The 18,398-nt window shown below is 58.4% G+C and carries 17 protein-coding genes and 1 tRNA gene; 12 read left to right on the top strand and 6 right to left on the bottom strand.

The window, feature by feature from the left end; all coding sequences use genetic code 11:
• Genes kdpB through kdpF form a run of 3 tightly spaced genes read right to left on the bottom strand, consistent with a single transcriptional unit; the run spans nucleotide 1 to nucleotide 3,958 of the window.
• Entirely contained in the window at nucleotides 1-2,094 is a 2,094-nt protein-coding gene (kdpB, locus tag AC1DXO_RS07835; protein WP_476977560.1) for a potassium-transporting ATPase subunit KdpB, read from the bottom strand.
• 7 nt (nucleotides 2,095-2,101) lie between these two features.
• A complete protein-coding gene (gene kdpA / locus AC1DXO_RS07830) occupies nucleotides 2,102-3,850 on the bottom strand; it encodes a potassium-transporting ATPase subunit KdpA (protein WP_476977559.1) in 1,749 nt (582 codons plus the stop codon).
• A gap of 15 nt (nucleotides 3,851-3,865) precedes the next feature.
• Nucleotides 3,866-3,958 (bottom strand): K(+)-transporting ATPase subunit F, encoded by a 93-nt coding sequence (gene kdpF / locus AC1DXO_RS07825; protein WP_476977558.1) that lies wholly within the window; start codon nucleotides 3,956-3,958, stop codon nucleotides 3,866-3,868.
• Nucleotides 3,959-4,352: 394 nt separating this feature from the next.
• Here kdpF and AC1DXO_RS07820 point away from each other — a divergent pair, with 394 nt between their 5' ends.
• From AC1DXO_RS07820 to AC1DXO_RS07810, 3 genes are read left to right on the top strand one after another with little or no spacing between them, the layout of a single operon-like run.
• The gene (locus AC1DXO_RS07820) at nucleotides 4,353-5,573 is read left to right on the top strand and encodes a potassium-transporting ATPase subunit KdpA (protein WP_476977557.1); all 1,221 of its coding nucleotides are present in this window, start codon (nucleotides 4,353-4,355) and stop codon (nucleotides 5,571-5,573) included.
• Nucleotides 5,570-6,013, top strand: coding sequence for a potassium-transporting ATPase subunit C (locus AC1DXO_RS07815; protein ID WP_476977556.1), 444 nt, complete (start codon nucleotides 5,570-5,572; stop codon nucleotides 6,011-6,013). The genes AC1DXO_RS07820 and AC1DXO_RS07815 overlap by 4 nt, the downstream gene beginning before the upstream one ends.
• A complete protein-coding gene (locus tag AC1DXO_RS07810) occupies nucleotides 6,010-8,016 on the top strand; it encodes a potassium transporter Kup (RefSeq protein WP_476977555.1) in 2,007 nt (668 codons plus the stop codon). The genes AC1DXO_RS07815 and AC1DXO_RS07810 overlap by 4 nt, the downstream gene beginning before the upstream one ends.
• A 271-nt stretch (nucleotides 8,017-8,287) precedes the next feature.
• Here AC1DXO_RS07810 and AC1DXO_RS07805 read toward each other — a convergent pair whose 3' ends face one another.
• The gene (locus AC1DXO_RS07805; protein WP_476977554.1) at nucleotides 8,288-9,040 is read right to left on the bottom strand and encodes a hypothetical protein; all 753 of its coding nucleotides are present in this window, start codon (nucleotides 9,038-9,040) and stop codon (nucleotides 8,288-8,290) included.
• 542 nt (nucleotides 9,041-9,582) lie between these two features.
• On the opposite strand from AC1DXO_RS07805, the gene AC1DXO_RS07800 reads away from it, so the two are divergent.
• Together AC1DXO_RS07800 and AC1DXO_RS07795 are read left to right on the top strand one after the other, a co-directional pair.
• The gene (locus AC1DXO_RS07800) at nucleotides 9,583-9,864 is read left to right on the top strand and encodes a hypothetical protein (protein ID WP_476977553.1); all 282 of its coding nucleotides are present in this window, start codon (nucleotides 9,583-9,585) and stop codon (nucleotides 9,862-9,864) included.
• Nucleotides 9,865-10,068: 204 nt separating this feature from the next.
• Nucleotides 10,069-10,602, top strand: coding sequence for a hypothetical protein (locus AC1DXO_RS07795; RefSeq protein ID WP_476977552.1), 534 nt, complete (start codon nucleotides 10,069-10,071; stop codon nucleotides 10,600-10,602).
• Nucleotides 10,603-10,977: 375 nt separating this feature from the next.
• On the opposite strand, the gene AC1DXO_RS07790 is transcribed toward AC1DXO_RS07795, so the two are convergent.
• Nucleotides 10,978-11,054, bottom strand: a tRNA-Arg gene (locus tag AC1DXO_RS07790).
• A gap of 159 nt (nucleotides 11,055-11,213) precedes the next feature.
• Here AC1DXO_RS07790 and AC1DXO_RS07785 point away from each other — a divergent pair.
• The 5 genes from AC1DXO_RS07785 (at nucleotide 11,214) to AC1DXO_RS07765 (ending at nucleotide 14,953) form a co-directional block, all read left to right on the top strand.
• On the top strand, nucleotides 11,214-12,968 hold the full coding sequence (locus tag AC1DXO_RS07785) for a gamma-glutamyltransferase family protein (RefSeq protein ID WP_476977551.1): 1,755 nt from the start codon (nucleotides 11,214-11,216) through the stop codon (nucleotides 12,966-12,968).
• Nucleotides 12,965-13,669 (top strand): NAD-dependent deacylase, encoded by a 705-nt coding sequence (locus AC1DXO_RS07780; RefSeq protein WP_476977550.1) that lies wholly within the window; start codon nucleotides 12,965-12,967, stop codon nucleotides 13,667-13,669. Before AC1DXO_RS07785 ends, AC1DXO_RS07780 begins: the two co-directional genes overlap by 4 nt.
• A gap of 219 nt (nucleotides 13,670-13,888) precedes the next feature.
• Nucleotides 13,889-14,182 (top strand): helix-turn-helix domain-containing protein, encoded by a 294-nt coding sequence (locus tag AC1DXO_RS07775; protein ID WP_476977549.1) that lies wholly within the window; start codon nucleotides 13,889-13,891, stop codon nucleotides 14,180-14,182.
• Between the two features lie 133 nt (nucleotides 14,183-14,315).
• Nucleotides 14,316-14,603 (top strand): ribbon-helix-helix domain-containing protein, encoded by a 288-nt coding sequence (locus tag AC1DXO_RS07770; RefSeq protein WP_476977548.1) that lies wholly within the window; start codon nucleotides 14,316-14,318, stop codon nucleotides 14,601-14,603.
• The gene (locus AC1DXO_RS07765) at nucleotides 14,603-14,953 is read left to right on the top strand and encodes a type II toxin-antitoxin system RelE/ParE family toxin (protein WP_476977547.1); all 351 of its coding nucleotides are present in this window, start codon (nucleotides 14,603-14,605) and stop codon (nucleotides 14,951-14,953) included. The genes AC1DXO_RS07770 and AC1DXO_RS07765 overlap by 1 nt, the downstream gene beginning before the upstream one ends.
• 46 nt (nucleotides 14,954-14,999) lie before the next feature.
• Here the strand turns inward: AC1DXO_RS07765 and AC1DXO_RS07760 are convergent, their stop codons facing one another.
• Nucleotides 15,000-16,544, bottom strand: coding sequence for a tetratricopeptide repeat protein (locus AC1DXO_RS07760; protein ID WP_476977546.1), 1,545 nt, complete (start codon nucleotides 16,542-16,544; stop codon nucleotides 15,000-15,002).
• A 173-nt stretch (nucleotides 16,545-16,717) separates the two neighbouring features.
• Between AC1DXO_RS07760 and AC1DXO_RS07755 the strand changes: the two genes are divergently transcribed.
• Together AC1DXO_RS07755 and AC1DXO_RS07750 are read left to right on the top strand one after the other, a co-directional pair.
• Complete coding sequence (locus AC1DXO_RS07755) at nucleotides 16,718-17,128, top strand: CopG family transcriptional regulator (protein WP_476977545.1); 411 nt, start codon at nucleotides 16,718-16,720, stop codon at nucleotides 17,126-17,128.
• A gap of 16 nt (nucleotides 17,129-17,144) precedes the next feature.
• Nucleotides 17,145-18,302 (top strand): extracellular catalytic domain type 1 short-chain-length polyhydroxyalkanoate depolymerase, encoded by a 1,158-nt coding sequence (locus AC1DXO_RS07750; protein WP_476977544.1) that lies wholly within the window; start codon nucleotides 17,145-17,147, stop codon nucleotides 18,300-18,302.
• Nucleotides 18,303-18,398: the final 96 nt, after the last annotated feature.

Here is an 18,398-nt window from a genome sequence, read left to right as displayed (position 1 = left end):
TTACGCAAGACCGACGGCGGCCAGACCCATATCGATCAGCTTGATGCCGATAAAGGGGGCGATAATGCCGCCGAGGCCGTAGACGAACATGTTACGCGACAACATCTTGGCCGCCGGTTCGGCGCGGTACTTGACGCCTTTCAGGGCCAGCGGGATGAGGCCGATGATGATCAGGGCATTGAAGATAACCGCGGCCAGTATGGCGCTTTGCGGCGACTTCAATCCCATGACGTTCAAGGCGCCCAAGACCGGATAGGTGCTGGCAAAGGCCGCCGGAATAATGGCGAAATACTTGGCCAGGTCGTTGGCGATCGAGAAGGTCGTCAAGGCGCCACGCGTCATCAGCAATTGCTTGCCGATCTCGACGATTTCGATCAGCTTGGTGGGATCGCTGTCGAGATCGACCATGTTGCCGGCTTCCTTGGCCGCCTGGGTGCCCGAATTCATCGCCACGGCCACGTCGGATTGCGCCAGGGCCGGTGCGTCGTTGGTGCCGTCGCCGACCATGGCGACAAGCTCGCCGCCCTCCTGCATCTTGCGAATATATTTCAGCTTGTCCTCAGGTGTCGCCTGCGCCAGGAAATCGTCGACCCCGGCTTCGCTGGCAATCGCCGCCGCCGTCAGTGGATTGTCGCCGGTGATCATGACGCTCTTGATGCCCATCTTGCGTAGTTCCGCCAGGCGTTGCTTGATGTCCGGCTTGACGATGTCCTTCAGATAGACAACGCCCAGCACCTGGCTGTTTTCGCAGACGGTCAGCGGCGTGCCGCCCTTGCGGGCAATCTCATCGATCTGTGCCTTCACCTCGGCCGGAACCGAACCGCCCTTCAGGGCAACCAGCTTGGCGATCGCATCGCCGGCGCCCTTCAGGATGTGACGTTCGTTGATGACGATGCCGGAGACCCTTTGCTCGGCGCTGAAGGGGATGAATTCCGCCTTCAGATTGGAGATGTCTTTCTCCGGCAGGCCGAACATCTTGCGCGCCAGGACGACGATCGAGCGGCCTTCCGGTGTTTCGTCGGCGAGTGACGACAGTTCGGCGGCTTCCGCCAACTGATGCTGGCTGACACCCGGCGCCGGAAAGAATTCGGTCGCCTGGCGATTGCCGAAGGTGATGGTACCGGTCTTGTCGAGCAGCAGGACATTGACATCGCCGGCCGCTTCGACGGCGCGGCCCGAGGTCGCGATGACATTGGCGCGGATCAGGCGCTGCATGCCGGAAATACCGATGGCTGACAGCAGACCGCCGATGGTCGTCGGGATCAGGCAGACCAGCAGGGCAATCAGCACCGTGATAGTGATGACCGTGCCGGAACCGGCCCGCCCGACGCTGAACAGGGAGTACGGCAGGAGCGTGGCGCAGACCAGCAGGAAGATGATGGTCAGGGCGGCCAGCAGGATCGACAGGGCAATCTCGTTCGGCGTCTTCTGGCGCTTGGCCGATTCGACCAGGCTGATCATCCGATCGAGGAAGCTTTCGCCCGGATCGGAGGTGACGCGCACGACGAGCCAGTCGCTAAGCACCCGCGTGCCGCCGGTCACCGCGTCGCGGTCACCGCCAGATTCGCGGATAACAGGCGCGGACTCACCGGTGACGGCGCTCTCGTCGACCGAGGCGACCCCCTCTATGACCTGACCGTCGGCCGGGACAAAGTCTCCCGCTTCGACGACGATGATGTCGCCCTTGCGCAGCGAATTGGCGGGTATGCTGAGAAATTTCGTCCGGTCACTGACCTTGTTCAACTTCTTGGCTGGCACGTCGCGGCGCGCCTTTTTCAGGCTGTCGGCCTGGGCCTTACCCTTGCCTTCGGCGATCGCCTCGGCGAAGTTGGCGAACAGCAGGGTGAACCACAGCCAGAAGGTGACCAGGCCGACAAACCAGGCCGGTTGGCCGCCGCCGATCAGGGCCTTGGGATCGACCAGCATGACAGCGAAGATGAGTGTGGTAATCACCGAGCCGACGAAGACCAGGAACATCACCGGGTTGCGCAGCTGATACAGGGGATTGAGGCGCAGGAAGGTTTGCTTGAAGACGGACCCGAGGTCCGCGCCTTCCAGCAGGCCGCCGGCGCTTGATTTAGCTTGAGCAGACATGTGCGTCCTACTCCTTGATCATGTTGAAGTGTTCGACAACCGGTCCAAGCGCCAGGGTGGGCGCATAGGTCAGGACACCGACAATGATGACGATGCCGACGAGAACGGCGACAAACAGGGCGTTATGGGTCGGCAGGGTTCCTGCTGAAGCCGGAACCGTCTTTTTGGCGGCCAGGGAGCCTGCGATCGCCAGTACCGGGATGATGATCCAGAAGCGGCAGAACAGCATGCAGATGCCAAGCGCCGTGTTGTAGAAGGGCGTGTTCGCGGAAAGGCCGGCAAAGGCAGAACCGTTGTTGTTCGAAGCCGAGGTGAAGGCATAGAGCACCTCACTGAAGCCCTGCGCCCCAGGATTATAGATCCCCGCCTGGCCGTCCTTGGTCATGACGGCAATGGCAGTGCCGATCAGGACGAAGAAACAGGGGGCGAGCATGGCGATCGATGCCATCTTGATCTCGAAAGCCTGGACCTTCTTGCCGAGATATTCCGGCGTGCGGCCGACCATAAGACCGGCGATAAAGACCGTGAGAATAACGAAGATCAGCATGCCGTACAGGCCGGAACCGACGCCGCCATAGATGACTTCGCCGAACTTCATCAGCAGCAGCGGCACCAGGCCGCCCAGGGGCGTGAAGCTGTCGTGCATGGCATTGACCGAGCCATTGGACGCGGCCGTCGTTGCCGAAGCCCACAGGGCGGAGTTGGTGATGCCGAAGCGCGTTTCCTTGCCTTCCATATTGCCGCCCGACTGGATGTGGCTGGCGACCTGGTCGATGCCGAGGTGCGCGAAGTGCGGGTTACCGCCCTGTTCCATGGCGACACAGAACAGCAACAGTGGCACAAAGATGATCGTCATGGCGGCATAGACCGCCCAGCCCTGGCGCTTGTCGCCGACCATGACGCCGAAGGTGTAGCAGGACGCAGCCGGGATCAGCAGGATCGCCAGGACTTCGAGGAAGTTGGTGAACGGCGTGGGGTTTTCAAACGGATGGGCCGAGTTGACATTGAAGAAGCCGCCACCGTTGGTGCCGAGCATCTTGATGGCTTCCTGGGAGGCGACGGGTCCCAGCGCGATCGTCTGGTCAAGCCCTTGCAGGCCATGCGCCGTGACATAGGCGCTGAAGGTCTGGACGACGCCTTGCGTCCCGAGGACGACGGCGAGAACCAGGGCCAGCGGCAGCAGGACGTAGAGATTGGCGCGCACCATATCGACCCAGAAATTACCTATGCCTGACGCCGATTTGCGTGACAGCCCGCGAATCAGCGCGACCATGACGGCCAGGCCAACCGCCGGCGTGACGAAATTCTGCACCGTCAGGCCGACCATCTGGCTGAAATAGCTCATGGTCGTCTCGCCGACATAGGATTGCCAGTTGGTGTTGGTGACAAAACTGGCCGCCGTATTGAACGACAGGTCGGGCGTCAGGCCGGGCAGCTTCTGCGGATTGAGCGGCAGCAGGTTCTGGAAGGCCAGCATAAGATAGAGCAGGACAAAACCGATCAGCGAAAACACCAGGGTGGCCATGGCGTAGTCTTTCCAGCTCATGTCGTCTTTCTCGGCATCGACGCCGCACAGGCCGTAGATTTGTTTTTCGAGCCAGCCCAGGACCGGCGACATGAAGGTGCGCTCACCCTGGAAGACCCTGGCCATATAGCCACCCAGCGGCACGACGCAGGCGGTCAGCACGACCATATAGAGGGCAAGCTGCAACCAGCTACTTCCTGTGATGGTCGGGGCCGTGATGATGGAGGACATAGTACCCTCTTTCTTTTATGGAAACATTTCGGGTTTGACGAGCGCGGCCAGCAGGTAGCCGAGCAGGGCGAGCACGACGACGCCGGCGCCGATATAGAGTTCGGTCATTGACCGCTCTCCCTCAGGCGCTCGCACAGCGCAACAAAAACGGCGGACAGGGCGAAGAACGCCACACCGCCTGCGCAATAGATAATAACCATAGTTTCGCCTCCTATCTCCCAGGATGGAAGGCGGCAGGCTTAGAACAAAGATCGTATGCTGAGTGTATAGATTACAGTTGGGCCCATATAGATTTCGTATAGCTTCCGGAACGCGGCCGGCATGGTCCGAAGACGTTTTCCTATACAAAAAATATACGGGCAAACCGCAAATCTATACACCGCCTATACGCAATTCGCTTTATGGAGCTGACGGATTATGTTCCGGGCGGTGACCAAGCCTGTCCGTCTGTCGCAAGGCTTGTAAAATGTTTCCCCCGTACGGCAGCTACGGCTTAGTCCAAATGCTGGTTCAATGGGTCTTGCTGAGCCTGTGTATTGTGCCGTTAGGCCGCCATATGGCGCGCCTGTATCAGGACAAGCCGACCGTCCTCACACCCTTCCTTTTGCCGCTCGAACGGAGAATTTGTGCCCTGGCCGGAGTGGACGCGCAAAAAGGCATGGATTGGAAGACCTATGCCCTGGCGGCCCTCACCTTCTCGGCCATGGGCTTCATCCTCCTGTACGTGCTCCTGGTCACTCAGGCGGCGCACCCGCTGAACCCGGGACATTTGCCCGGCCTGTCGCCGGCCGCGGCCTTTAATGTCACCGCCGGTTTCATCACCAACACACATATGCTGCTGGGCGCCAGTCCCGGAGCGATGACCACGCTCAGCCAGGCCGCGGGCCTGACCGTGCAAAACTTCCTGTCCGCCGCCGTCGGCATGTCCGCCTTCGCGGCGATCGCACGGGGCATCACGCAGCGCGACCGCTCGACCCTCGGCAATTTCTGGCTCGATGTCGTCCGCTCGTGTCTCTATGTCCTGCTGCCGCTTTCCATGGCCTATGCCGGCGCCGTCGCGACATCGGGAATCGCCGAGGTCGTGCAGGCACATCTTTGGGCAAACCCTTCGGGTAACGGCGTCCTTCCTGATGCAGGATCTGTCAATCTCCTGGTGACCCACACCGGCGCCCTGCTCAATGCCAATGCCGTCCAATTTGACGACACCGCAAGCCTGACCCTGCGCGTACTCTCGTTTATGTCGCTGGTGCTGATACCGGCCGCGCTCAGCTACGCCTACGGCATCATCGCAAAGGACTGGCGCCAGGGAGCTTTCGTGCTGGCCATTGTGGCGGTCCTGACCCTGCCCGCCCTGGTCAGCCGCATCACAGATCCGCTGGCCATCTTTACCACAGCCTTCGCGGGCGGATATGCGGTCGTGTTGTATGGCTTGATTGCCGCCCTGGTCATCACCCCGCTGTTTCAAAGCCTGTCCAGGTCGGCAGTCGGCGCCCGTCGCCTGATCCGTTTCGATATCGTCATGGCGGCTGTCGCACTGCTTACACCCTGCCTGGTCGCGGGCGCCTGCGTCGGCTTGATGCGGTATGTCGATCGTCACGCGTTCGACGCGGCCGGCACGACGATTCTGTACTCCGCGCTCAGCCTGGTCCTGCTGTTCGGCCGTTTCTGGGTCATGATTCCGGCGCTGGCGATCGCCGGCTCCCTGTCGTCGAGGCCGTCATGAGCGGCATGGCACGTCAGCATGTCTATCGCGAAATCATGGCCTGCCTGCGCCCGGGTATGGTCATGCTGGCGATTTTCACCGTCATTTTCGGCGTCGGTTATTCCCTGTCGATGGCTGCGCTGATCGACAATGGTTTCGCCGCGCAAACCGAAGGCAGCCTGCTTCGTGATGCTTCAGGCCGGGTCATCGCGTCTACGGTGACCGCCACAACGGTTGGAAAACCGGAATATTTTCAGGGCGGGACAAGGCTTGATCCGACGATCAGCCTCGATGCCGCCCTCGCCCAGGTCTCCCGCATCGCGGCGCAACGCCACATGAGTGCGTTTCGGCTGCGCGAGCTTATCGACCGATCGACCCGCAACTCGACCTACAACACCACCAGGGGTCTTTACGTCAACCTGCTGGAACTGAACCTCCGCCTCGACGGGAAACTTGAATGACCGCAGATACGCCCATGCCACCTGTTAACGACGCAAGCCCAAAATCCGAGAGTCCAGAGTCCGCGAGCCCAGAGTCCGCGAGTCTTGGGGCGCCGGCGGCTGTCTCTGTCGAAGCCGAGGCCATAACCAGTCACGGCCATGGCAATGCCGGTTTCTGGGGATTGGCGGTCGGCGCCATCGGTGTGGTGTTCGGAGATATCGGCACCTCGCCCCTGTACGCCATGAAGGAGGCTCTGCTTCACACCCGCGCCGGGACAAGCCCGCATCTGGCGACCTTTGGCGTCATATCCCTCGTTTTCTGGGCCCTGCTCCTGCTCGTGACGGTGAAGTATGTCATCTTCCTCATGCGCGCCGACAATCATGGCGAAGGTGGCACTCTGGCGCTTATGGCCCTGGCGCAGAAGGCGATCGGCAGGTCTTCGCCCATGATCTTTTTCCTCGGAATTTGCGGCGCGGCGCTGTTTTACGGCGACAGCCTGATCACGCCGGCCCTTTCGGTCATGAGCGCCATAGAGGGGTTCAAGGGGGCGCCCGGCGTCGGTCACAGCCTGGACAAGCTCGTTCTGCCGGTGTCAATCGTCATCCTGATCGGTCTGTTTATGGTCCAGGCCAAGGGCACCGACAAGGTGGCGCGGTTCTTCGGGCCGGTGATGCTGGTCTGGTTCGCCGTCATTGCCGGCCTCGGGCTCTATTATGTGGTCCAGAAACCCGCTATTCTCCAGGCGCTGAGCCCGCACTATGGCATCCAGTTCCTCCTCGCCAACGGATTTACCGGTTTCGTCATACTGGGTTCGGTCTTCCTGGTCGTTACCGGAGCCGAAGCCCTCTATGCCGATATGGGCCATTTCGGCAAACGGCCGATCAACATGGCCTGGCTCTGCGCCGTCTTTCCGTGCCTCATGCTCAACTATCTCGGACAGGGCGCCCTGACCCTGATCGACCCGTCGGCCGCGGCCAACCCGTTCTGGCACATGGTGCCCGATGCGCTTTACTGGCCGGTCCTGATCCTGGCGGCCATGGCTACCGTGATCGCGTCGCAGGCGGTGATCTCAGGCGCGTTTTCAATGACCCAGTCGGCGGTGCAACTAGGCCTCCTGCCCCGCATAGATATCCAGCGCACCAGCGAGACCCAGGCGGGACAGATCTTCGTGCCGCAGGTCAATACGATGCTGATGGTCGGCGTCCTGGTTCTGATCGTGCTCTTCCGCAGTTCCGACAACCTGACCTCGGCCTACGGCATCGCTGTCACGGGGACCATGTTCATCAGCAGCATCATGGCCTATGTCGTCATCCGCAAGACGTGGAACTGGTCGCGGCTCCAGACCCTGGCACTACTTGTGCCCCTGGGATTGATCGAGGCCATCTTCATGGCCTCCAACCTGACCAAGTTCTTCAGCGGCGCATGGATGCCGCTCGCCTTCGGCGGTGTGATGATCCTGATCATGATCACCTGGTCGAAAGGGACGAAGACCCTGACCGAAAAATCGCGTCGCGACAGTGTCAGCCTGCCCGATCTTGTGGAGATGCTGAAAAAACGTCCGCCGCACCGCGTTGCCGGGACGGCCATTTTCCTGACCTCCGACGCCGATATCGCCCCTGTCGCCCTGATGCACAATCTCAAGCACAACAAGGTCCTGCACGAAAAGAACATTATCCTGACTGTCAAGACGGCCAATACACCGCGGGTCAAGGAAGGCGAGCGGGTCTCGATCGAAATCATCAATGACGAGTTCAAGAAGGTCACCTTGAACTATGGCTTTATGGAAAGCCCCAACCTGCCCCGCGCCCTGGGCCTGTGCCGCAAGCTGGGCCTGAAATTCGATATCATGTCGACCAGCTTCTTCCTTGGCCGTCGGAGCGTCATCCCCGCCGCCAATTCAGGCATGCCCTTGTGGCAGGACAAGCTGTTCATCTTCCTGATGAAGAACGCCGCCAATCCGACCGAGTTTTTCCATATCCCGCCGGGTCGTGTGGTCGAGATGGGCACGCAGGTGACGGTTTGAGGCGGGTATCGTCGGATCAGCGAGAGTGCGCGGGTGGACCACCTCTCGGCAATTACGACAATTCATAACCTGTCACCGAAACTACATTCCCGCCGTCGTGGTGGCGGGTAGCGACCAGCCGCAAAGTCGGTTTCTGGAATTCTTCGCTGCGTCGATCCGCAACGCGCAAACCAGGCGCAGCAAAACCTCGGCCATGATGGAATTCATGACCTAGTGCGAGGCTAAAGGTGTGTGCAAGGTTTCCATAACCAACGTCAACATTCTTCGGCTGCTAAATTATGGCGCCAACAGAACTAATAAACTCTCGAAAATAATCAGACTTATCTGGATATACCATAATATGGCCATCTGGCCAAAATACAAAGTCAGCATCAGAAACATATAAAACAGTGTGTATCTTGGGATTCAGCAAGAATATTGGCCTGCTGATACCCACTCTAGCAAATCCAATTAATAACCTATCATATTGAATTGCAAATTTTTGCCTATATTCTTGTCCATATGTTATAAGTTTTTTTGACTCCGGCAACGGCCAAATATCCATATGACTACATGCAACGTTTCTCACGTTGTTTGAACTATATGCGTAAAATAAAATGATTCCTTTTTGAATGTAGCCTTTATTTTTTAGATTTTTACGAATGTTTAAAGGAGTTTTATCATGCTTAACAGGACCTGCGTTTTCGTGGCAACAAGCTACCTTCAAAATCCACCTACATATGTTTTGTGCTTCTTCTTTCGACATTTGAAATTTTTTGGATTCTATCATCGCAAACAATGTAGGCTCTACCAAAAGATCTAAATCATTCATCCATCCGTTATTGCACTTATTACAAACAGACCCTACTACATGGCTCGTTGCAACGAAATCCCGCTCTTCTACTACTACCGCACCTGACATCGCGACAAAGCCAACATTCGTCTTAGAGTGTCCCAAGCGCGATAGCCACGATTTCCGAAAAATATGTTCAACAGAGCTATTTCCCTTACATAAATCTTGATTACAAAACATACACTTAGCCATTTTTGACCTAATTCTTATTTGGACAGTACTTATGAGATTTAACGTCGGGGCCCCGCCAACCTTATCTTAGATCTCCCGCATGGCCAATATCGCATTTTGAACTGTAATGGCCCTTGACTCCGCCACCAGAGTGAGAACAAAATGGGAACATAAAGCCAACCAGAACGGAGATAGACATGTGCTGGAAAGCCGAAACAAACCTAGGGATGGATTTCTAGGGATGGATTTCGGGTGCAGTCCATTACTAATTGTCAAAATAGCAATGGATTATCTTTACTTGCGGGCGTTTCCGCTTTCGGTTTCGGCCCTCCCTTTTGCGAGCTGAGCTTGCAGAAAATAATTTTTGCAATTAGTAAGACGCCCGCAAATCAAGGCGTGCTGTGCCGTGGCAGTTGACCGATAACGACTCTAACCCCTCTGGGTCTTCGTGCAATTAATTGCACGAACGCCAAATTCAGGCACATCACGAGCGTGTCGCTTTTGTTTTTGTCCTCGTCTCGACTCCGGATACATTTTCTGCGTCCCAATTGAGCAGGCAGAAAATGACCGAGATATTAGAAGATTTTGAAATCCGCGTTTTCCGGGAGGATGACGACGGAAGTTTGGTCGACATGCAAAATCAATACCCAACTGATTTTGGTTATCTCGTTCCATCGATAGGTGATGAGATACCGACCCTGACGAAATGGATTGCGAATGGCGACGGCCCGGGCATGAATGGATTTATGGTCGTCAAGCGGCGCATACATATGTTCGCGCAAAACGAAATTGTGTTGATATGTACCTATAAGCAGGCGACGGTTCATGACCGGGATATTTTCTGATCGATCGCGTGTAGATTTCTTAAAGGCTGGTCTTAACATGTCGGATGACCACCTCAGAGGCATAGGCGATACCTTTGACCAAAGAGGCCGTGGCGTCGTCCCTTCTGATTATGTCCAAAAGTACATGGCCATCTGTCATATATTGACAGCGTAATCACCAGCGTTAAAAGTGAGCTTCAACTTTCGGCTGTGGGGAATACAATTATGCTTCCGCTTCAGGCATCGGATAGCTGGCAGGTGTATGTAAACAGCGCTCAAGTTCTTAGCGGATATGCCACCGCGCTGGGAGCCATAATAGCCGCGGTTTCACTTGTGCTAATTTTAATTCAAGTCGTCTGGAGCTCGAGAATTTCTGCGCAGGCAAATGCGCTCGATGCTCATAAAGATTACATTAAATTGTGCATAGAGCGACCTGAATTGAGTAGTTCAACCATGGCTTTGAGGCATATTGGCAAAGCTAATTTCGACAATATACTAGATTCATATGAGCTGGAGTCTGAACGCGTCCTTTGGTTTCTATCCTATGTACTTTATGCGATGGAGCAGGTTCTCCAGTCATCACGATTTATATTTTGGACCGACTCTGCCTGGCTAGCAACCGCAAAAGATCAACTGCGATACCACCTACCGACTTTAAGAGCTGTATGGCCGGAGTGGCGGGCGCATTATGGTGCCGCATTAAGCTCAGTGGTTGATGAGTTAATTCTTGAGGACGACGACATTCCTATAATGGAATGAGCGTTTTTTGTTATTGATCGACGAATTACGGTACAGTCCACACCTTCACTTAGTGCATAATCACGACTTGTCATCGCGAATTACGGTAACGCCTTGGATTGCATAATTACGTCATCACCGTTTGGCGAACACCGTCAGGCAATCATCCTCGCTGCCAACGCACCGACATCGTCCGCAAGAATTCGACAGCACTCCTCGGAGCGATTGACGCGCATCGTTTTGACGATGCTTGCCCCACATTTTTGTTTGATTTTTCGAGGGGCGCCTTCGGCGTCGCGCGCCCGCACCTGTCGCGCCGAACGCATGCGTTCGCATCGATCCAGAGGGCAAATGAAACCAAAAAGGCCTCCCGGACGGGAGGCCTTTTTGGTTTCATGGCGCACTCGGAGCGATTCGAACGCCCGACCCTCAGATTCGTAGTCTGATGCTCTATCCAGCTGAGCTACGAGTGCCTAGGCCATGAACAAGGCGCGGACATTTAGTTGAGCTGAAGCGCAAAGGCAAGGCGAAAATCGCGCATTTTTTATGTTGCAGTGCAGTTTTTTGTGCAGCGAAATCCGCAGGCGATGCCTATATGACTGGAAAAGGTAGTGGTTTTGGCAGGTTGCGGCATGAAAAATGTGTGGTTCGGGGCGGTCCTGATACTGTTTTCGGCGGGTGTTGTGCAGGCGCGGCCGCCAGCCTATGTCGAACCCATTATCGCCGCCGCTGAACCCGAAGCCGTCGAAGCCGGCATGGCTGTCCTGAAGCGCGGTGGTAGTGCCGCCGATGCCGCCGTGGCCGTACAGACCGTGCTGGGCCTTATGGAACCACAGAGCTCAGGCTTGGGCGGCGGCGCCTTCATGCTGTACTACGACGCCAGCACCGGCCAGATCACCGACTATACCGGCCGCGAGACCGCACCGGCCGCGGCCACACCCGATATGTTCATGGGCCCAGATGGCAAGCCGCTTAGCTATGGCGCCGCCGTGACGTCCGGTCGTGCCACGGGTGTGCCGGGCGCCATGTTCCTGCTCGACAAGGCGCAGAAGGACCACGGTAAGCTGGCCTGGAACACCTTGTTCGATCCGGCGATCAAACTGGCGGATACCGGGTTTCGTATCACGCCGCGCCTGGGCAACTATCTGGCGCGTGGTGGTTTTCCGCAGATGAAAACCCCTGACACCCTCGCCTATTTCGGTGACGGCCATGGCGGCTTCCGCAAGACCGGCGATGTCATGACCAATCATCCCTATGGCGACACGCTGCGCGCCTTTGCAGCCGAGCGCAGCGAGGTCTTCCGCTCGGGGCCGATCGCCGAAGCCATTGTGGCCAAGACCCACGAAGCCCCCCTGGCCGGCGCCATGACCCTGGCCGACCTGGCTGGCTACAGGGTCAAGTCGACGACGATCAAGCCTTACACGGTCACGACCGATTATCGCGGCAAGCCTTTGTGCGTGCCCTATCATGTCTATATCGTCTGCGCCCCCAATGTGCCGTCGGGTGGGATCGCCGTACTGCAGGGGCTGCGGATTCTCGAAGCCCAGCCCATGGCGAAATGGGGCGTCCACGATCCGCGCGCCTGGCAGGCGTTGATCGAGGCCGAGCGATTGATGTATGCCGACCGCGATCAGTATGCGGCCGATACGCCGCTGTTCGCCAGCCAGCAGACCGCCTATCTCAACAGCAACTATACCCTGTCGCGTTCGGCCGCGATCAAGATCGGCCGGGTTAATCCAGCGCCTTCAGCCGGGCAGCTCCCGGTGATGACGGCCACGACGACTGCCGACCGTACGCTGGAGCCTGCCGGGACGTCGCACATGGTCATCCGCGACCGCTACGGCAATGTGCTGAGCATGACCACGACGGTCGAGAGCATTTTTGGCACCGGCCGCATGGTCGGTGGCTTTTTTCTCAATAACCAATTGACCGATTTTTCGTACAGCCCGAGGACACCCGATGGCATGGCCGCGGCCAATGCCGTCGCCGGCGGCAAATATCCACGTTCGTCCATGTCACCAATCCTGGTCTTCGATGCCACGGGCAAGACGCTGGTGGTGGCCGTGGGTTCGCCGGGTGGATCGTCGATCCTGGCCTATAACCTGAAGACCCTGGTCGGTGTGCTCGACTGGAACCTGACCATGCAGGACGCCATCAACCTGCCCAATGTCGTGGCGCGCGGCACCTCGATCCGCATCGAGCAACAACGCATGGAGCCCGCCGTGTGGGACGGCCTGGTCGCCATGGGCTATCAGCTGACCGCTGTGTCGGGCGAAGAATCCGGGCTTAATGGCATCATGCGACTGAAGAACGGCCAGATCGTCAAGAGCTTCGACGGCGGCTCCGATCCACGCCGCGAAGGTATCGTGATGAAGGGGAGCCAGTGAAAAATATCGTCATCCTGACCGGCGCCGGAATTTCGGCGGAATCGGGCGTGCCGACCTTTCGCGCCTCCGATGGCCTGTGGTGCGGCCATCCGGTGGAGAAGGTGGCGACCCCTGAAGGGTTCGAAGCCGATCCCGTCCTGGTCCAGGAGTTTTACAACGAGCGGCGCCGGCAACTGCGCGAGGTCGAACCCAATGCGGCGCACCACGCCCTGGCGCGGCTGGCGGCGGAATGGCAGGGTAATGTCCTGCTGGTAACGCAAAATGTCGACGACCTGCACGATCGGGCCCATGCGGCGAGAGGCATGGCTGAGGGCTATGGCCGTGACGGCAACGGCCTTGTCCACATGCACGGCGAGTTATTGAAGGCGCGTCATGTCGTGACAGGTGCGGTACAGCCGTGGTCGACAGACCTGCCGGCGGATGGCGATCTGCGGCCACATATCGTCTGGTTCGGCGAGATACCGCTGCAGATGCGGCGAATTTCCGAGGCCCTGGCGGCGTGCGATCTGTTCCTGTCAATTGGAACGTCGGGCAATGTCTATCCGGCGGCCGGCTTTGTCGAGGAGGCGCGCCGCGCCGGCGCGCATACTGTGGAGCTGAACCTCGAACCCTCACAGGGTCATAGTCGGTTTGCCGAAAAGATACTGGGCCCGGCGACACAGGTTGTGCCGGACTATGTCGAGCGGTTGCTGGCGGGATAAGCAGTGCTGACGCGTGCCATATTTGTAAGTACGGACTAGTCCGAAGTGCGTCATTAACGTATCTCAAATTGAATGCACGGAATACCGACCTCAATGGCGTTTGAATTTGAGATGTTTCGCCCACCCCGCGTGCGGGGAGGGTGGAGAAAAGGCCGGAAGCAAGTTGTCTGCGAGTTTGCAAAGGGCTAAATTGAAACTCTCGGCGAAAGGCAATGCGTGATGACTAAGAATTTTGGTGATGACCTGATCGAGAGCATGAATGACATGCTGGCCTATGTCGACGGCAAGGCGGAAGGTGCCCGGACGCATGTGATCGATGTACCCGATGTCCGCGCCATCAGGGAACAGTTGCGTATGTCGCAGCAAGAATTTTCGCAGAGTTACCACATTCCTCTGGCGACGTTAAAAGGCTGGGAACAAGGCCGGCGGATGCCGGATGCAACAGCTTCGGCCTATCTTTGCGTCATTGCAAAGCTTCCCAATGAAACCAGGAATGCGTTTTCCGCTAGTTGAGGGCTGGGTTGATAGTACCCCCCTTATCCACCCAATGCGCCGATCCGTTCCTAAGCAGCGGCTGCTGGCATCCTGATGGCGACAGAATTGACCCTTTTGGCGACAAGTGTTACCAATTGGTCAGGAGCACATCATGTCCACAGCCCGTATTAATGCCCGCCTCTCAGGCCCTCTCGCCAGTTTCGTCGAACGCATGGTCGGTGATGAGGGCCTGTACGAAACGCCAAGCGAATATATTCGTGACCTGATCCGTCGCGATATGGAGAAACGCGAAGGGATGGCTGATGAAGCCAATCGGCTGGGTGAAGCCATTTTGGAAGGCTATCGCGATTATGCCGCGGGCCGATATATAGACTCGACCGGCGATTTCAAATCCGACATGGCCTTGTTTGCAAAGCGGGAAGCCGAGGGCTGGAAATAGTGCCGGCGAATCATCGTCTGTCACTCCGTGCACTCACGGATTTGCGACAAATATTGGAGCAGTCGACCCAAAAATGGGGTGAAGACAGGGCGGAGCGTTACGTCAGCGACATATATAAGGTCTTCGCGAAGATTGCCGATAAGCCGGAATTAGGAACGAGGCGCAAACCGCGTGCCTATCCCTTTCTGATGGTGCCCGCCGGCAAACATTTCGTCATATATCAGGCTTTTCCGGATGTCGTCCTCATCCTGACCGTCCAACACCAATGCCGCGACATTGAAGGCTTGGTTCGTGCCATGCGCAAGAGTCTGCTGAGCGACATAAACGCCTTTCAGAAGCGGCTGAACTGACCTGGCAGGTGGCTGAAAGCAGCATTAGGCAACGATAGTGCGGGCCCTATCCACCCATAGCGTCGATCCGCTCCTGCGCTCCATCGGCGCCGCGCTTCAGCGCTTCGCGATACCAGGCCATCGCCTTGGCATTGTCCTTTTCGACGCCGATGCCCATCTCGTACAACTGTCCCATCATCACATAGGCGTCGGCAAAGCCTTCATCCACCGCCTTTTGCACCCATTTGACCGCTTCGATAGGATCGGCTGCCATGCCGTTGCCCTGTATCAGCGCCACAGCCAGGGTCAGTTCCGCCGGCCCGTAGCCGAGCTCGGCCGACTTACGGAGCCAAAACTCCTCCTGTACCGGGTCCTTGGCCACCATGTTGCCAGTATAGTAGGCCGTGGAGACCATGAAAGCCGCCGCCCCATCGCCGCCATTGGCCGCATCGATCTTGTCCTGCAACGGATTGGCGGCGGCTTGCATCCCTTCGAGTTCGGTGACCATGCCGGCCATTTCTTCGTCGCCCCGCGCCGCTGCCCGGCGCGCATAACCCAGTGCCTTCTGCTTGTCGACCGGCACGCCCATGCCGTTGTAATAGACGATGGCCAGCTGAGCCAGGGCTTCGATTTCTTCACCCTGGGCCGCCGCTTTTTCCCACCAGGCCATCGCCTGGTCCTGATCGACCGCCGTGCCGGTTCCCGAGAAATAGAAGGTCCCCAGCCGCGCCATGGCCATGGTGCTTCCGGCCTGCGCCGCCCGCGACAGGATGCGGAAAGCCTCAGGCTTGTCGACGTCCAGCCCCCCCTGCCCCGTCGCCAGCATGATGGCGTAGATGGTCATGCCATAGGTATTGCCCTGAGCCGCCGCGGCCTTCATCAGCTGCGCGCCGTAAGCCATGTCCTGCGGCACGCCTTCGCCCAGCAGCACGAACTTGCCCAGGCCAGCCTCACCGGCGGCATCGCCTTGCTCGGCGGCGATACGGTACAGCCGTGCGGCCTCGGCGGCATCATACGCCACACCCTCTCCCGTTTCATAGGCCAGGGCCAGATTGGTCGTGGCCCGGATATCGCCCTTGTCGGAGGCCGCCTTCAGATAGCGCACGGCGCGGGCCGGGTCCTTCGCCACGCCGCGGCCGGTGGCCAGCAGCATGCCGTAGATGGCCTGGCTTTCGGTATCGCCCAGGTCCGCCGCCTTGCCGTACCAATAGGCCGAGGTCTGGTCGCTCTGTGTCGCGCCGAAGCCTGTGGCGTACATCTCGCCGAGGCCGCGCGCCGCCTCTGCATCGCCGCCATTGGCCCGTGCGGTATATTCCGGCACAGGGTCGCCATGCTGATAGACGATATAGGTATAGGTCGCCACGACATCGCGTTTGACAGGCGCGGCAGGTGCACCTGTGCCGCCATAGCTATTTGTCTGGCTTTGCTGGCGGTTATGGATGTCGTCGATCTGCGAGCGGTAGATCGAGTCTTCCTGCTGCTGGATATATTGCTGGTGCTCGCGCTCCTTGTTCTGCGCGGCATAATAGGTGTCGGCGGCCTGGGCCATCGGCGCCAGGGCCAGAAGCGCTATAGCGCTGATACCGGCCAGCAGGCCGCGTGAAAAGGTCATGGTCAAGCCTCCGGCGAAAACCTGACCATAGTCGCGGCAACCCTACACCGCACGTTACAAAGACCGTGAGAAAGCCGCGTCGGAAAAAAATGCACAAAAGCCGGTCTTCGCCCTTGAACGCATTAGTAAACCATCCATATACCATCCAGACAGATGGTGTATGGATGGTTTTGATGGATACGATAGACAAACCCAAAACGCCCGACAGCGAGAAGATCACGATCAATCTCGGCTTTGTCGATCTGGGCCATATCGACCTTTTGGTCGCAGAAGCCTTCTACGCCAACCGCACGGACTTTATCCGCACGGCCATTCGCAACCAGCTGGCGCAACATGGTGACGCGGTAAAACAATCGATCGCACGGCGCGAACTCGATCTGGGCCTTCGCCATTTTACCCGCCGTGACCTCGAAGCCGTGCAGGCGCGCGGAGAAAGCCTGCATATCCACGTGTTGGGGCTGGCCTCGATTGCCGCCGACGTCACGCCCGAACTGGCGCGCGCCACCATCGCTTCCCTTCACATCCTGGGTGCGCTGCAGGCGTCACCCGACATCAAGGCCGCGCTTCGCGACCGTATGCGTTAAGTATCTGGAGTATCCTATGAAACTGCCCTTCAACATTACCGAGGCGACGCGACTGACCAAGCTCGGAAAGCTGAACGAGGCCGTAGCCGCGCTGCGCGGCAGGCCCGCACCCGAAGCCAGCGAGACTCCGCCGGACGCGGAGTCGTTTATCGAGATGGTGCAGAACAAGGCGTCAGGCGCATGGGCTGCGGCTTTTGAGGCTAGCGCGGAAAGCTCGACGACAAAGGAAAATCGGCCTGCCAAGCCCAGGTTCAACGGTCTGGCAGAGCTGGTCAGCCGCCACGTCGCGGCAGGTAAAGCCGGCATTTTCGGCGCTGGTCAACAGGTCTCTTTGCCGGAAGGCGCAACCTTCGACGAACTAAGCTATTCCGACCCGGCGGGCAGCCGCAGTTACCGGCTGTATGTGCCGGCCAGTCTCAAGGGGCAAGCAGCGCCGCTGATTATCATGCTGCACGGCTGCACCCAGTCGCCCGAGGATTTTGCCGCCGGCACGCGCATGAACGAACTGGCCGAAACTCATGGCTTCCTGGTCGCCTATCCGGCCCAGAGCCAGGCGGCCAATATGAACCGGTGCTGGAACTGGTTCAACACGGCCGATCAGCAGCGTGACCTGGGTGAGCCAGCCATCATCGCCGGCCTCACGCGTCAGATCATGGCCCAACGTGCAATCGACCCGGCGCGCGTCTTTATTGCCGGATTGTCGGCCGGTGGCGCCATGGCGGCGATCATGGGCGCGGCCTACCCTGACCTCTTTGCCGCGGTCGGTGTCCATTCCGGATTGCCCGTTGGCGCGGCGCATGACATGCCGTCCGCCTTTACCGCCATGAGCCAAGGGGCCGCAGGAGGACGGAGGCGCAATCCCGGATCGGTGGCGACGATCGTTTTCCATGGCGATGCCGATACCACGGTGCACAGCAAGAACGGTGAACATCTTATTGCGGGATCACCGACCGGCTTTAAGGTGTCTCGTGCATCCGGCACGTCTGAAAGCGGCGTGCGCTATAGTCGAACGGTACAGAGCAACACTCACGGCGTACCGATCGCCGAACACTGGGTCGTGCATGGAGCAGGTCATGCCTGGTCGGGCGGCAGTAGCGCCGGATCCTACATCGATCCGCGTGGTCCGGATGCCAGCGCGGAAATGGTGCGGTTCTTTCTGGCTCAGCGGCGGTAGGTTTGTCACGCCCAGGGGGCGGACAGTGGCTCGAAAGAAAGGGCCCCTCACCCGGCTCGCAAGCTCGCCGGCCTCTCCCCGTAAAGCGACGGGAAG

The sequence above is a fragment of the Asticcacaulis sp. P2_C5 genome (assembly GCF_056404555.1).
The sequence above is the reverse complement of the archived record's forward strand: the minus strand, read 5'-3'. Positions and strand labels throughout refer to the sequence as shown.